Source organism: Pseudomonas japonica, from assembly GCF_013522925.1.
GTDB classification, from domain to species: domain Bacteria; phylum Pseudomonadota; class Gammaproteobacteria; order Pseudomonadales; family Pseudomonadaceae; genus Aquipseudomonas; species Aquipseudomonas japonica_A.
The window spans coordinates 213,050-226,946 of the sequence record NZ_JAAMQU010000011.1; the positions used below are offsets into that span (position 1 = coordinate 213,050).

The following is a 13,897-nucleotide window of genomic DNA, read 5'->3' on the forward strand; positions in this document are numbered from 1 at the left end:
GGATTAACCCAGCAGAGTTGCCCAGCTTTCGACTTCGTCACCGCCCCACTTGGCTTTCCACTCTTTCAGAGTTTTGTGGTTGCCGCCTTTGGTTTCGACGATCTCGCCGTTGTGCGGGTTTTTGTACTGCTTCACCTTGCGGGCACGCTTGGTACCGGTGGCTTTAACAGGTGCGCTACGGCCTGGCTTGGAGTTGCGAGCTTCAGGGTCCAGCAGGGCGATAATGTCGCGAAGGGACTTCTGGTATTCGCCCATCAGGTCGCGCAATTTGCCTTCGAATTCCAGCTCGGTTTGCAGGTTCTTGTCTTGGGACAGGCTTTGCAGGCGGGCCTGCAGTTCCTTGATGGTTTCTTCCGTGGTGCGGTATTCGTTGATAAGCGACATGACACTACCTATGAATGGGTTGACGATCCGCGACGATAATAAACACTGAAGTAATTGGAGTAAAGATTAACCTTCGGTGTTTTCAATTAGTGGATAACACTCCTTCGATATTTCTATTTCCGCATGTTTTCGTGATGAGCGGAGCATGGCGTGTGCCAATGCCGTATCGGGAAAACCCGGTTGCGACGTTGTGGATACTGCAGATTCTCGCGGTAGTCGCTAGAATGCGGCTCTTTTCTCGATGTTCTGGAGCTTTACCGATGCGCACTTTCCGGCTGGTGATCGCCTGCCCCGACGGCGTTGGCATTGTTGCCAAGGTCAGCCATTTCCTGGCTTCGCACAATGGCTGGATTACCGAAGCGAGCCACCACTCCGATGAGCAGAGTGGCTGGTTCTTCATGCGCCATGAAATCCGCGCCGATAGCCTTCCTTTTGGCCTGGAAGAGTTCCGCACCGCCTTTGCGCCTATCGCCGAAGCGTTTTCCATGGTGTGGCAGATCACCGACTCGGCTTGCAAGAAGCGCGTGGCGCTGATGGCCAGCCGCGAATCCCATTGCCTTGCCGACCTGTTGCATCGGTGGCACAGCCAGGAACTCGATTGCGATATCGCCTGCGTGATCTCAAACCATGATGACCTGCGCAGCATGGTCGAATGGCACGGCATTCCTTATTACCATGTTCCGGTCAATCCAGCCGATAAACAGCCGGCATTTGCCGAAGTTTCGCGCCTGGTAAGCGAGCATGCCGCCGACGTGGTGGTGCTTGCCCGCTATATGCAAATCCTGCCACCGCAACTGTGCAGTGCCTATGCGCAGCGCGTCATCAACATTCACCACAGCTTCCTGCCTTCGTTCGTGGGCGCGAAGCCTTACCATCAGGCTGCCGCGCGCGGCGTGAAGCTGATAGGCGCCACCTGCCATTATGTGACCGAAGAACTGGACGCCGGGCCTATCATCGAACAGGACGTCGTTCGCATCAGCCACAGCCACAGCACCGAGGACATGGTCCGCCTGGGCCGGGACGTAGAGAAAATGGTGCTCGCCCGGGGCCTGCGCTACCATCTTGAAGACCGTGTGCTGGTGCACGGCAACAAGACGGTCGTGTTCGACTGACCTGCCTGGAGGTGAGCATGAGCAACAACCCGTTGGACCGTGCCACCTCCACCGCACCGCCCACGCTTGGCGAGGGATGTACTGCCCGCTACGATCCAAACGCCCTTACACCTGCGCACGGCACGGAATTTCCCGGTGCTCAAGCGTTATGGCAAGTGGTGGTCGGCGACGAGCTCCCTGTCGCTGCTACGCCTGGCGAAACGCCATAAGCCGCCGTAGCAGCGGCTTGCCCACCATCAATACGAAAATGGGGGCGCCAGCCAGCAAGTAGAAGTAGTACGTCACTACGCGCCAGATCAGAATGGCCGCAGCCGCCGTAGGCTTCCCGACCATGGGGGCGAGCAGGGCCGCGCTGGTGAGTTCGGCTGCGCCAGCGCCACCTGGCAGGAGACTGAATTGCCCCGCGCTCAGCGAAAGAATCTGTACAAGAAATGCCCATGCCCAGTCCAGGTCGGAGCCTAACCCGCGCAGCGCGAGCCACAGCACGCTGAACCGCAGCGCCCAATGTGAGCATGTCAGCAGAAAAGCCAGGGCCAGCGAGCCCTTGGGCATTCCCAACGTATCCTTGAACGCATGCACGAAATGCAGCCAGCGCCTGGCCCAGCGCCAACGGCGCGGCCTGGACATATGCAGGCGTTTGAGGATGAAAGCCGTGAGCGACACGAAATATCGCTGATGCCGGGCCACCCCCCAGCACGCGAGAAGCGCCAGCGTCATCAATATCGCACTGCTGCCAAGCAACCATTCCATGCGGCTGTTGAGTTGATGGAACAGCGCGTACAGCAGCACGCCAGCGATGGCCAGGCAGAAAAACAGCAAGTCGCTCAGCTGATCCATGGCGAACACCGCCCCACTGCGCGCTGGCGGTACACCCTGGCGGTCGAGCAGCGCCACCAGCGTAAGGGGGCCGCCGCTGCCACCGGGAGTCGCGCAAATGGCGAATTCAGTGGCCATCACCATGCCAATGGTGCGAGGCAGGCTCAGCCGTTTGCCTTGTGCCTGGAGCAATACGCGAAGGCGTATGGCGTTAAGGGTCCAGCACAGCCCGATCATCGCGAATAACCCCAACAGCAATGGCAGCGGGAAACCACGCAAGCGGCCAAGCAACTCGCCGCCGCCAAGCGCCCACGGCAGCGCAATTGCAACTGCCAGCGCCAGCGCCAGCCAGCCCAGGCGTTTCATGCGGCCTGGGCCAGGCAGCCCTGCTGCGCCAGCCAACCGCGTTTGGTCTGTGCAATGCGGCCCTCTTCGAGCAGTCGGCGCAGCGTGTTCAGCCAATACTCGCGTGAGTCGGGATAACGCATGTCCACCGGGTGAAGGCCCAGCCGTATTGACGACGCAGCATGCCATTGCTTGAGCTGCCAATCGCTCACTACGCGGGAGAGGCTGCGCCGCCAGGCACTGCCAGCGCTCCACACCAGGCCCGGCGCCGGGATTTTTTCGAAGCTGGGCAGCCGGTAGAAGTGCTGTGGGTCGCTGGTATAAGAGAGCGGGAGCTGCCGAAGGGCCTTGCGGGTGCCTTCGCTCATCAGCCAGGCCGGTGCCACGAAACCTTCCAGTGGCCACTGCTGACGTTGGAACACCTCGATGCCCTTGCCGATGCGTTCGAGTGCCTGCTGCTCGGCCAACGTGTAAAACTCGCCCTCCCAGGTGTATACGCGCCGCATGAACCACTGCCTTGGCGTTCGTGGCGCCGGCGCATCGTCGGCATGGAAATAGCCATGCAACGCCAGTTCATCCCCTTTGCTCAAGCGATGCTCCAGCACGCGGCAGAATTCAGGGTGTTGGTCGAGGCGGTTGCGATGATGGAAGTCGGGTACCACCAGGTGGGTCATGGTCACGCCACCGAGGGCATCCACAGCGTCCACGAAGGGTTGGTAGTCCGGCCAGGTTTGCGGTGCGACATCGTGCAATACCAGCAAAACACTGCGTTCGCCGGCGTTCGCAATATCACCCATGGGCCACCACCGGCATGCCGTAGCTGGTCTGCACCGCGCGGTAATGGCCCAGCAGGCCACTGACCACGGCATCCCAGGCAAACTCTCGCTCGGTGTAGGCACGGGCGCGCTTCCCCCAGGCGGCCGGGTCGCCATTGAACAATTGCCGCACGCATTCGCCCATGGCGCCTGGATCGTTGGGCGGGCATCGCAGCCCGCCTTCGTCGGTGATCAATTCCCTGAACGCACCGGCATCCACCGCCACCACGGGAATGCCGCTGGCCATGGCTTCGATGATCACTAACCCGAAGGTTTCCTGGTTACCGGCATGCAGCAGGGCGTCGGCGCTGGCCATCAGGCGAGCCACTTCGGGGATGGGGCAGAAGTGGTTGATGACCGACACGTTCTCGGGAACATTCGCTGGCATATTCGAGCCCACTAACAGCAAGTGGTAACCGGCGCCCAGATACTTCATGCATTCAAGCAATACAGGAATGTTCTTTTCTTTCGAACCGCGCCCGGCAAAGATCAGCAAACGGGTGTCTTCGGCAATACCCAGCTGCTTGCGTAAATCAGGGTCCCGGCGCGCGGGATTGAATGTCTCAAGGTCTACACCCAAACGCTGTACATGAACGTCGCGAATGCCCAGGCGGCGAAGTTTATCGGCCATCACCTTGCTGGGCGCCAGCACCCGGTCAAAGTTGCCATACAACTTGCTGACGTAGGCTTCCACATTCGGGGTGAACCAGTTGCCCATACGGTTGCTTACCAGCAGGGGCAAGTCGGAGTGATAAAAACCTATCACCGGAACATCCAGCTGGCGGCGGGCATCGAGCGCTGCCCACGCCGTGAGATAAGGATCGCCGACTTCAATAACGTCGGGCTGCAGGTCTTTGAGCACATTTCGCCACGGGGCCTGACGCAGTGGAAACCGGTAGCCGTTGCCAAAAGGAAGGGCAGGCGCCGGCACCCGGTATACACCGTTCTCCTCACTCAGGCTGGGGCCGGGAATCAACAGGCTGTGACGGATGCCGGCTTTCCCGGTCAGGTGACGGTGTTTGGCATCAAGGTAAGTTCTCACCCCTCCACTCGCTGGGGCATAGAACATGGTGATGTCAGCAATGTGCACGATCAGCTTTCCTTCGGGCCGTGGTCCTAGCATGGACCTTCGTGAACATTAGATGTTCGATCCCGGCGCTTCGTTTAGTGCTGGCGTGACATGGGAGGGAAGGGGAGGGAGGCCGCCCCGGCAGGAGCGGCCTTGACGCATCAGGCGATGAGCTTGGAAGCCAGCCAGAACAGGCCAGCGGCCAGAGCCATGGATACAGGCAGGGTGAGCACCCAGGCCAGCAGGATATTCTTGACGGTGCTGCCCTGCAGGCCGCTACGGTTGGCGACCATGGTGCCCGCAACCCCCGACGACAACACGTGCGTAGTGGAGACCGGCAGGCTGAACACGTTGGCCAGGCCGATGGCGAAGGCGGCGGTGATTTGCGCGGACATGCCCTGTGCGTAGGTCATGCCCTGCTTGCCGATCTTCTCGCCAATGGTCAGCACCACGCGCTTCCAGCCCACCATGGTGCCCACGCCAAGCGCCAGCGCCACGGCGAAGATCACCCAGAAGGGTGCGTACTCGGTGGTGCTGGTGAGGTCCTTGCGCAGTTTTTCCAGGTCGGCTTTCTCGCGCGCATCCAGGCCGGGCAGCTTGCTTACCTTGCGCGCGGTGTCGTCCAGGCAAAGCAGGAAGCGGCGGGTTTCGATACGCTTGTCGGCAGGCAGGGTGTGGTAGTCGGAGACCCCTCGCAGGTTTTCCTGCAGCGCATTGATGGTAGGTTCGGTCTGCTGCGGGTTGCATTCGAACTGTTCCGGCAGGTCCCCTTCGCTCGACTTGCCCAGGGCCAGGTACTCGCCGAGGCTGGCACTGTTGCGCTGGTAGAACTGCGCCAGGTGCAGGGTGGCGTCGCGAGTGCGTTCGATCTCGTAGGTGCTGCTGGTGAGGTTTAGCACGAACTGGCTGGGAACGATGCCGATCAGTACCAGCATGATCAGGCCGATGCCTTTCTGGCCGTCGTTGGAGCCGTGGACGAAGCTCACGCCCAAGGCAGAAAGCACCAATACCAGGCGGTTCCAGAAAGGAGGATGCTTTTTGTCATCCAGGCGACGGCGCTGTTCGGGCGTTTTATGCATCTTGGACAGTGGGCGCCAGCGCTTGAGCGCAATCAGCATAAGCGCGGCAACGCCGAAACCGACCATGGGCGACACGACCAGCGAGGCGCCGATGTCGATCGCTTTCTGCCAGTTCACACCTTCGCCCAGCGGGATGTCGTTGATCAGGGCGTTGGCCAGGCCCACCCCGAGAATCGACCCGATCAGCGTGTGAGAACTGGACGCCGGAATGCCGAAATACCAGGTACCCAGGTTCCAGGCGATGGCGGCGGCCAGCAGCGAGAACACCATCACCAGGCCGTGGCCGGTATTGACGTTGATCAACAGCTCGACCGGGAGCAGGTGAACGATGGCATAGGCCACGCCCACGCCACCGAGCAACACACCCAGGAAATTGAAGAAGCCGGAAAGCAGGACGGCCAGATGCGGCGGCATTGCCTTGGTGTAGATGACGGTCGCCACCGCGTTTGCGGTGTCATGAAAGCCATTGATGAACTCAAAGGCGAGGACGAAGGCCAAAGCCACGAACAGGCTTATAAGGACCCAGGCGTCCAGTCCGCTGAATAGATCGATCATGAAGATTTTGTGACCAGCCGTTAAGGGGGCGGGATTATGACAGAAAATCCCGAAAGTCGATGCCCCGCCTGCTGATCGGCTTGCGCACCAGGCTTGCTGCAGGTGCCACGCACGGCGGCTGGAAGGTACTCAGCTCGCTTCGGGGCTTTTCAGTTCCTTTTCGATCTTTTCAATCTCTTGCTGGAACGCCTGGTCCAGCAGGCTGGCACGTTTGCGCCAGGGCTTTCGCTCAGGTTCGGGCTGAGCGGCATAGGTGGTAACTTCACCACCGTAAACATCCTTGAAACGTTTCTCCTGGCGCTCAAGTTCCGCGCGCAGTTCATCTTTAGTCACATGATTACCTTTTTATGTGTACCGGGATGGAGTATCCGGATTGTAAGCGCCGCCGAATGGATAGTCGGCAGCCCGGTTGCGTGGGCGTGAAACACCGTGCAACGATGGCTGCGCAACGGTAGCGCCATGGGTCAAGCGTAGTCAACTTTCCGTTGGTTTCTAAATATACATGTAGCTGTAGTTTCCGTGAGCCCGGCTAACACATCGGTCTTACTCTTGGATCCGTACATGTACAAGAAAGTTTAAAAACAGTTCAACAAGGAGGGTAGTTGATCGCAGAGAATAAAAAAGCCCCGCTTGAGCGAGGCTGCGCCTGACTCCCCTGGTGGGTACCTGACCAGTCTCTCCGGGAAGTCGAATAGGGCCCTGCAAAGGTATAGTGGCGAGGATACGGGGTCAATTGCGATTATCGGCCGTTCGTTCGATAATCGCCCTACGCTGGTATGACCTTCGCGGTTCAGAGGACCTTCTATGAACGATCAACTGCGCAACGCCTTCAGTTCACTGGCCCCGCCTATCATTGCCTCGCCGGCCAAGCGCATCCAGGCGTTCGCTGGCGACCCCGACTTCATGACGTCTCTGGCGCGAGGGCTGGCGGTGGTGCAAGCCTTCCAGGAGCGCAAGCGCCACTTGACCATCGCGCAGATCAGCCACCGAACCGAAATCCCCCGTGCTGCCGTGCGTCGCTGCCTGCATACGTTGATAAAGCTGGGGTACGCCACTACCGACGGCCGTACCTATTCGCTGCTGCCCAAGGTGCTCACGCTCGGCCACGCTTACCTGTCGTCCACACCCTTGGCGGTGTCGGCACAGCCTTATCTGGACCGCATGAGCGAACAGCTGCACGAAGCCTGCAACATGGCGACCCTCGAAGGCGACGACATCTTGTACATCGCCCGCAGCGCCACTACGCAGCGGCTGATTTCAGTGGACCTGTCGGTGGGTGGACGGCTACCGGCCTATTGCACGTCGATGGGGCGGATCCTGCTGTCCGCCCTGGATGACGCCACGCTGCGGGAATACCTGGAGCATGTGGAACTGCAGCCCAAGACGAGCAAGACCCTTACCGACCGGGACGAACTCGCGCGATGCCTGCAGCAGGTGCGCCAGCAAGGCTGGTGCATTGTCGACCAGGAACTGGAGCAGGGCCTTCGTTCGATTGCCGTGCCGGTGTACGACGCCTCCGGGCAAGTACTGGCCGCCCTTAATGTGAGCACCCACGCTGGCCGGGTAAACCGGGGCGAGCTGGAGCAGCGCTTTTTGCCGATCATGCTCGCTGCCAGCCGCGACCTAAGTAGCCAGCTGTTCAGCTGAGCCGCGCCGCTGAGATCCGTTCGATAAACGCACCAATATGCGTTTATCGAATTGACGGTTTCCCGAGTCACTTCTAATGTCGCTTGACTGGCCGGGGACCCCTGGCTGGCCATAATAAAGCGAGAGGCTTTGCCATGAACGTCACTCTCCTTCAGCAACCTCCGCGCTTCTGTCAACACGGCCGACTTCGGGCCTGAACAACACTATTACGCAACTGTAGGGCAGCCACACGTTCGAATGAGCGCGTGCGGTGCTTCAGTGCGTGCTTACGGTGGATAAAAACAATGAACCGTCCTCAAGATACAATCGGCAATTGCCTCGACGTACAGTCGTTCATCAATAGCCAGCCGCTTTCGCGCTTTCAATGGCGAGTCGTTATTCTGTGTTTCCTGATTGTTTTCCTCGATGGCCTGGACACCGCTGCCATGGGCTTTATCGCTCCGGCGCTGTCGCAGGACTGGGGCCTGGCCAAAGGTAGCCTGGGCCCGGTGATGAGTGCCGCGCTGGCAGGGATGGTCATCGGTGCGCTGGGCTCGGGCCCACTGGCCGACCGCTTCGGTCGCAAGGTGGTGCTGGTCGCTGCCGTTGCGGTATTCGGCGTGTTCAGCCTGGCTTCGGCGTACAGCACCAACCTCGACCAGTTAATGCTGCTGCGCTTGCTCACCGGCATCGGCCTGGGCGCCGGCATGCCGAACGCCACAACGCTGCTCTCCGAGTACACCCCGGAGCGCTTGAAGTCGCTGTTGGTGACCAGCATGTTCTGTGGCTTCAACCTGGGCATGGCGGGCGGCGGCTTCATCTCCGCCAAGCTGATTCCGGCCTACGGCTGGCACAGCCTGTTGTTGCTCGGCGGCATCCTGCCAATGATCCTGCTGGTGGTGCTGATGATCTGGCTGCCTGAATCGGCGCGCTTCCTGATTGTGCGCAACCGCGGCAACGATCAAGTGCGCAAGGTGCTGGCCCCGATCAACCCGGCAACCGTAGCGCAGGCTGGCAGCTTCAGCGTGCCGGAGCTCACCACGGTGAAAGCCCGCAACGTGTTTGCGGTGATCTTCTCCAGCACCTACAAGGCCGGCACCTTGCTGCTGTGGCTCACCTATTTCATGGGCCTGGTGATCGTGTACCTGCTGACCAGCTGGCTGCCGACGCTGATCAAAGACAGCGGTGCCAGCATGGAGCAAGCCGCGTTCATTGGCGGGCTGTTCCAGTTCGGCGGTGTGCTCAGCGCGGTTGCCGTAGGTTGGGCCATGGACCGCTTCAACCCGCACAAGGTGATTGCCACCTTCTATCTGCTGGCTGGTGTATTCGCATACTTCGTGGGCCAGAGCCTGGGCAACTTCACACTCTTGGCTACCCTTGTACTGGTAGCTGGCATGTGTGTGAACGGTGCTCAATCGGCTATGCCGTCGCTGGCAGCGCGCTTCTACCCTACCCAATCCCGGGCCACCGGTGTGTCGTGGATGCTGGGCATCGGCCGCTTTGGTGCCATTGTCGGGGCGTCCAGCGGCGCGATGCTGCTGGGGGCTGGCTGGACGTTCGCTCAGGTGCTCACCGCCTTGCTGGTGCCCGCCGTGCTCGCCACAGCTGCCGTGTTTATCAAAGGCAAGGTCAGCCACGCCGACGCGACCTGACCTCTGGAGTATGCGTTCGATAATCGAACGCATACTCGATAATCGGATTGTTTGGCAGCGTGGCCAGACTTAATCTCCGGCCACGCATTTGCAACGGGCCGCATTCCGCGGCCCTTCCTGATACAGGCTCATCCCAGAAGGAGTCCACGCGACATGGCTGAACTTCTCTCGCTCCACGAGGCCGTGAAGCAGTTCGTGAACGATGGCGATACCGTCGCCCTCGAAGGCTTTACCCACCTTATCCCGACCGCTGCCGGCCACGAGATCATCCGCCAGGGCAAGAAAGACCTGACCCTGGTGCGAATGACCCCCGACCTTATCTACGACCAACTGATCGGCGCTGGCTGCGTGCGCAAGCTGATCTTCTCCTGGGGCGGTAACCCGGGCGTCGGTTCGCTGCATCGCCTGCGCGACGCGGTGGAAAAGCAGTGGCCGCACGCGATGGAAATCGAAGAGCACAGCCACGCCGACCTGGCCAACGCCTATGTTGCTGGCGCTTCGGGCCTGCCGTTCGCGGTGTTGCGTGCTTACGCCGGCTCCGACCTGCCGAAGGTCAACCCGCTGATCAAGACCGTGACCTGCCCGTTCACTGGCGAAGTGCTGGCGGCGGTGCCGTCGGTACGCCCGGACGTGACCGTGATTCATGCGCAGAAGGCCGACCGCAAAGGCAACGTATTGCTGTGGGGTATCCTGGGTGTGCAGAAAGAAGCCGCCCTGGCCGCCAAGCGCTGCATCGTCACGGTGGAAGAAATCGTCGACGACCTGCAGGCACCGATGAACGCTTGCGTGCTGCCTACCTGGGCGCTGAGCGCCGTGTGCCTGGTGCCCGGTGGCTCGCACCCGTCCTATGCCCATGGTTATACCGAACGCGACAACCGCTTCTACCAGGATTGGGACCCGATCGCGCGCAGCCGTGACACCTTTACTGCCTGGATCGACGAGTACGTGCGCGGCACCCGCGATTTCGACGAATACCGCGCCAAACTCAGCCAAGCCGGGGAGAACGCCTGATGACCTACTCCACTTCTGAAATGATGACCGTGGCCGCTGCCCGGCGCCTGAAGAACGGCTCGGTGTGCTTTGTGGGGATCGGCCTGCCGTCCAAGGCCGCCAACCTCGCACGCCTCACCTCGTCCCCGGACGTGGTACTGATCTACGAATCCGGCCCGATCGGCGCCAAGCCTACTGTGCTGCCGCTGTCCATCGGTGACGGCGAGCTGGCTGAAACTGCGGACACCGTAGTGCCTACGGGCGAAATCTTCCGCTACTGGCTGCAGGGCGGGCGGATCGACGTCGGCTTCCTCGGCGCGGCGCAGGTGGACCGTTTCGGCAACATCAACACTACTGTGGTCGGTGACTACCATTCGCCCAAGGTTCGCCTGCCGGGTGCCGGTGGCGCGCCAGAGATTGCCGGTTCCGCCAAGAGCGTGCTGATCATTCTCAAGCAGTCCCATCGCAGTTTCGTGGAGAAACTGGATTTCATCACCTCGGTTGGCCATGGCGAAGGCGGGGATTCGCGCAAGCGCCTCGGCCTGCCCGGCGCGGGCCCGGTGGGCATCATTACCGACCTGTGCATCATGGAACCCGAAGCGGTCAGCAACGAGTTCGTGGTGACTTCCATCCACCCGGGCGTTACCCGCGAACAGATCACCGCCGCCACCGGCTGGCCGATCCGCTTCGCCGATGACGTGGTTACCACGGGCGAGCCTACCGAGGTGGAACTGACTGCCTTGCGTGACCTGGAAGCCCGAACTGCCAAGGCCCATGGCCAAGCCCCGGGAGAAGCGTGATGCGCGACGTTTTTATCTGTGATGCCATTCGTACACCGGTGGGCCGCTTCGGCGGCGCGCTGGCCTCGGTTCGCGCCGACGACCTGGCCGCCATTCCGATCAAGGCGCTGATGGAGCGCAACCCTCAGGTGGACTGGAGCGCGGTAGACGAAGTGTTCCTCGGCTGCGCCAACCAGGCCGGTGAAGACAACCGCAACGTTGCCCGCATGGCTCTGCTGCTGGCCGGCCTGCCACCCAGCGTGCCCGGCATCACCCTGAACCGCCTGTGCGCGTCGGGCCTGGATGCCATCGGCACGGCGTTCCGCGCGATTGCTGCCGGCGAGATCGAGCTGGCCATCGCTGGCGGTGTCGAATCCATGTCTCGAGCGCCCTTCGTGATGGGCAAGGCCGAAAACGCCTACTCGCGCAACATGAAGATCGAAGACACCACCATCGGCTGGCGCTTCGTGAACCCACTGATGAAAGCCGAGTACGGCGTGGATTCAATGCCCCAGACCGCGGATAACGTGGCCGACGACTACAACGTGTCGCGCGCCGATCAGGATGCCTTCGCCCTGCGCAGCCAGCAGCGTGCCGCGGCAGCGCAAGCCTCGGGCTTCTTCGCTGAAGAGATCGTGCCGGTGCGTATCCCGGGCAAGAAAGGCGAAACCGTAGTCGACACCGATGAACACCCGCGTGCCGACACCACGCTCGAAGCCCTGGCCCGGCTCAAGCCGGTGAACGGCCCGGACAAAACCGTGACCGCAGGCAATGCCTCCGGTGTGAACGACGGTGCCGCGGCGCTGATCATCGCCTCTGCCGAAGCGGTTAAGAAGCATGGCCTGAAGCCACGCGCGCGGATTCTCGGTCTGGCCAGCGCTGGCGTCGCGCCACGCGTGATGGGCATCGGCCCGGTGCCAGCGGTACGCAAGCTCACCGAACGTCTTGGGCTGGCCATGTCGGATTTCGACGTGATCGAACTCAACGAAGCCTTCGCCTCGCAGGGCCTGGCGGTATTGCGCGACCTGGGCGTAGCCGATGACGCCCCGCAGGTCAACCCCAACGGCGGCGGTATTGCCTTGGGCCACCCGCTGGGCATGAGCGGCGCGCGGATGGTAGTTACTGCGGTTCACCAACTGGAGCGCAGCGGCGGTAAAAAAGCCTTGGCCACCATGTGCGTGGGCGTAGGGCAGGGCGTGGCTTTGGCGCTGGAGCGGGTTTAAGCCGGCGCTTTCATTCAATCCCTCGAAACACTCCGGGCCTCCACGCAAGGCCTGGAGCGTTTCGGGCGATTGTCTGCGGTGGTACGGTAGCGCTTCCGTAACCCCCTGACGAGAACAACAGATGACAACAACTCATTACACGGGCGAAGAACGGCGCAAGCGGATTTTCGCTATTGTCGGCGCGTCTTCCGGCAACCTGGTCGAATGGTTCGACTTTTACGTCTACGCGTTTTTCGCGTTGTATTTTGCACCCTCCTTTTTTCCTTCAGATGACCCTACCGTGCAACTGGTGCAAAGCGCCGGTGTGTTCGCGGCGGGCTTTCTCATGCGCCCCATCGGTGGCTGGCTGTTTGGCCGGGTAGCCGACCGCTACGGCCGGCGAACCTCGATGATGATCGCCGTGCTGATGATGTGCGCCGGCTCGCTGATGATCGCGTTCCTGCCCACTTACCAGAGCATTGGCGTGGCGGCGCCGGTATTGCTGCTGGTGGCGCGCCTGCTGCAGGGCCTGTCGGTAGGTGGCGAATACGGCACCACGGCAACGTACATGAGCGAAGTGGCCCTGCGCGGCCAGCGCGGGTTCTTTGCCTCCTTCCAGTATGTGACGCTGATTGGTGGGCAACTGCTGGCAGTGCTGGTGGTGGTGATCCTGCAGCAGATGTTCGACAAGGCCGAGCTGATGGCCTGGGGCTGGCGCATCCCGTTCGTGATCGGTGCCCTGGCCGCATTCGTCTCTTTGCTGCTGCGTCGTTCGCTGAAAGAAACCCTCACGGCCGAAACGCGTAATGACAAGGACGCGGGCAGCCTGAAAAGCCTGTTGAAGCACCATCGCCTGGCCTTCATCACCGTGCTCGGGTACACCGCGGGCGGGTCGCTGATCTTCTACACCTTCACCACCTACATGCAGAAGTACCTGGTGAACACCGCCAAGATGAGCCCTGAAACCGCGAGCTTCATCATGACCGGCGCGCTGTTCGTCTACATGTGCATGCAGCCGCTGTTCGGTGCGCTGTCGGACCGCATTGGCCGGCGCAACTCGATGCTTTGGTTCGGTGCCCTCGGCACCCTGTGCACGGTGCCGATCCTGATGGCGCTCAAAACCGTCACCAACCCGATCATCGCCTTCGCGCTGATCACCCTGGCCCTGGCGATTGTAAGTTTCTACACCTCCATCAGCGGCCTGGTGAAGGCCGAGATGTTCCCGCCGCAGGTGCGTGCGCTGGGTGTAGGGCTTTCCTATGCCGTGGCCAACGCCATCTTTGGCGGCTCTGCGGAGTTCGTCGCGCTCAGCCTGAAAAGCGCGGGTAACGAAAACGCCTTCTACTGGTATGTCACGGTAATGATGGTGATCGCGTTCCTGTTCAGCTTCCGGTTGCCGCGCCAGGCCGCCTATCTGCACCACGATCATTGATTTGGGCAGGCGCGCCGCAGGTGTGGCGCGCCCTTGTGTGA

14 protein-coding genes are annotated in these 13,897 nt (G+C 61.2%); 8 read left to right on the plus strand and 6 right to left on the minus strand.

Translation table 11 applies throughout. The features are described from left to right. Positions 1 to 3 precede the first annotated feature (3 nt). Positions 4 to 384, minus strand: coding sequence for a histone-like nucleoid-structuring protein MvaT (gene mvaT / locus G7016_RS18400; protein WP_181117161.1), 381 nt, complete (start codon positions 382 to 384; stop codon positions 4 to 6). 260 nt (positions 385 to 644) lie between these two features. On the opposite strand from mvaT, the gene purU reads away from it, so the two are divergent. Continuing rightward, on the plus strand, positions 645 to 1,496 hold the full coding sequence (gene purU / locus G7016_RS18405; RefSeq protein WP_181117162.1) for a formyltetrahydrofolate deformylase: 852 nt from the start codon (positions 645 to 647) through the stop codon (positions 1,494 to 1,496). 17 nt (positions 1,497 to 1,513) lie between these two features. After that, a complete protein-coding gene (locus tag G7016_RS18410) occupies positions 1,514 to 1,705 on the plus strand; it encodes a hypothetical protein (RefSeq protein WP_181117163.1) in 192 nt (63 codons plus the stop codon). Here the strand turns inward: G7016_RS18410 and G7016_RS18415 are convergent. The 5 genes from G7016_RS18415 to G7016_RS18435 all read right to left on the minus strand — a co-directional run bounded on the left by G7016_RS18415 (position 1,683) and on the right by G7016_RS18435 (position 6,508). Beyond that, positions 1,683 to 2,678, minus strand: coding sequence for a lysylphosphatidylglycerol synthase transmembrane domain-containing protein (locus tag G7016_RS18415; RefSeq protein WP_181117164.1), 996 nt, complete (start codon positions 2,676 to 2,678; stop codon positions 1,683 to 1,685). The two genes, G7016_RS18410 and G7016_RS18415, sit on opposite strands and share 23 nt — an antisense overlap. After that, a complete protein-coding gene (locus G7016_RS18420) occupies positions 2,675 to 3,454 on the minus strand; it encodes a DUF2334 domain-containing protein (protein WP_181117165.1) in 780 nt (259 codons plus the stop codon). The genes G7016_RS18415 and G7016_RS18420 overlap by 4 nt, the downstream gene beginning before the upstream one ends. Continuing rightward, positions 3,447 to 4,541 carry a glycosyltransferase family 4 protein gene (locus G7016_RS18425; protein WP_181117197.1) on the minus strand — a complete coding sequence of 365 codons (1,095 nt, stop codon included), beginning with the start codon at positions 4,539 to 4,541 and terminating at the stop codon, positions 3,447 to 3,449. The genes G7016_RS18420 and G7016_RS18425 overlap by 8 nt, the downstream gene beginning before the upstream one ends. A 161-nt stretch (positions 4,542 to 4,702) precedes the next feature. Continuing rightward, the gene (locus G7016_RS18430; RefSeq protein ID WP_181117166.1) at positions 4,703 to 6,175 is read right to left on the minus strand and encodes an inorganic phosphate transporter; all 1,473 of its coding nucleotides are present in this window, start codon (positions 6,173 to 6,175) and stop codon (positions 4,703 to 4,705) included. Between the two features lie 129 nt (positions 6,176 to 6,304). Beyond that, on the minus strand, positions 6,305 to 6,508 hold the full coding sequence (locus G7016_RS18435) for a hypothetical protein (protein WP_181117167.1): 204 nt from the start codon (positions 6,506 to 6,508) through the stop codon (positions 6,305 to 6,307). Between the two features lie 471 nt (positions 6,509 to 6,979). Between G7016_RS18435 and pcaR the strand changes: the two genes are divergently transcribed. The 6 genes from pcaR to G7016_RS18465 all read left to right on the plus strand — a co-directional run bounded on the left by pcaR (position 6,980) and on the right by G7016_RS18465 (position 13,856). Then, positions 6,980 to 7,822 (plus strand): pca regulon transcriptional regulator PcaR, encoded by an 843-nt coding sequence (gene pcaR / locus G7016_RS18440; protein ID WP_181117168.1) that lies wholly within the window; start codon positions 6,980 to 6,982, stop codon positions 7,820 to 7,822. A 284-nt stretch (positions 7,823 to 8,106) separates the two neighbouring features. Continuing rightward, complete coding sequence (locus G7016_RS18445; protein WP_181117169.1) at positions 8,107 to 9,453, plus strand: MFS transporter; 1,347 nt, start codon at positions 8,107 to 8,109, stop codon at positions 9,451 to 9,453. 153 nt (positions 9,454 to 9,606) lie between these two features. Further along, a complete protein-coding gene (locus G7016_RS18450) occupies positions 9,607 to 10,464 on the plus strand; it encodes a CoA transferase subunit A (protein WP_181117170.1) in 858 nt (285 codons plus the stop codon). Next, positions 10,461 to 11,243 (plus strand): CoA-transferase subunit beta, encoded by a 783-nt coding sequence (locus tag G7016_RS18455; protein WP_181117198.1) that lies wholly within the window; start codon positions 10,461 to 10,463, stop codon positions 11,241 to 11,243. Before G7016_RS18450 ends, G7016_RS18455 begins: the two co-directional genes overlap by 4 nt. Next, positions 11,240 to 12,445 carry a 3-oxoadipyl-CoA thiolase gene (gene pcaF / locus G7016_RS18460; RefSeq protein WP_181117171.1) on the plus strand — a complete coding sequence of 402 codons (1,206 nt, stop codon included), beginning with the start codon at positions 11,240 to 11,242 and terminating at the stop codon, positions 12,443 to 12,445. Before G7016_RS18455 ends, pcaF begins: the two co-directional genes overlap by 4 nt. Before the next feature lie 121 nt (positions 12,446 to 12,566). Next, complete coding sequence (locus G7016_RS18465; RefSeq protein WP_181117172.1) at positions 12,567 to 13,856, plus strand: MFS family transporter; 1,290 nt, start codon at positions 12,567 to 12,569, stop codon at positions 13,854 to 13,856. The last annotated feature ends 41 nt before the right edge of the window (positions 13,857 to 13,897 follow it).

What these genes read in the sequence shown, in the direction of transcription:
- G7016_RS18450 (WP_181117170.1), top strand. Translation starts at nt 9,607, where the DNA reads ATGGCTGAACTTCTCTCGCTCCACGAGGCCGTGAAGCAGTTCGTGAAC.
- G7016_RS18415 (WP_181117164.1), bottom strand. Translation starts at nt 2,678, where the DNA reads ATGAAACGCCTGGGCTGGCTGGCGCTGGCGCTGGCAGTTGCAATTGCG.
- G7016_RS18425 (WP_181117197.1), bottom strand. Translation starts at nt 4,541, where the DNA reads ATGTTCTATGCCCCAGCGAGTGGAGGGGTGAGAACTTACCTTGATGCC.
- G7016_RS18410 (WP_181117163.1), top strand. Translation starts at nt 1,514, where the DNA reads ATGAGCAACAACCCGTTGGACCGTGCCACCTCCACCGCACCGCCCACG.
- G7016_RS18445 (WP_181117169.1), top strand. Translation starts at nt 8,107, where the DNA reads ATGAACCGTCCTCAAGATACAATCGGCAATTGCCTCGACGTACAGTCG.
- purU (WP_181117162.1), top strand. Translation starts at nt 645, where the DNA reads ATGCGCACTTTCCGGCTGGTGATCGCCTGCCCCGACGGCGTTGGCATT.
- G7016_RS18465 (WP_181117172.1), top strand. Translation starts at nt 12,567, where the DNA reads ATGACAACAACTCATTACACGGGCGAAGAACGGCGCAAGCGGATTTTC.
- pcaR (WP_181117168.1), top strand. Translation starts at nt 6,980, where the DNA reads ATGAACGATCAACTGCGCAACGCCTTCAGTTCACTGGCCCCGCCTATC.
- G7016_RS18420 (WP_181117165.1), bottom strand. Translation starts at nt 3,454, where the DNA reads ATGGGTGATATTGCGAACGCCGGCGAACGCAGTGTTTTGCTGGTATTG.
- G7016_RS18430 (WP_181117166.1), bottom strand. Translation starts at nt 6,175, where the DNA reads ATGATCGATCTATTCAGCGGACTGGACGCCTGGGTCCTTATAAGCCTG.
- mvaT (WP_181117161.1), bottom strand. Translation starts at nt 384, where the DNA reads ATGTCGCTTATCAACGAATACCGCACCACGGAAGAAACCATCAAGGAA.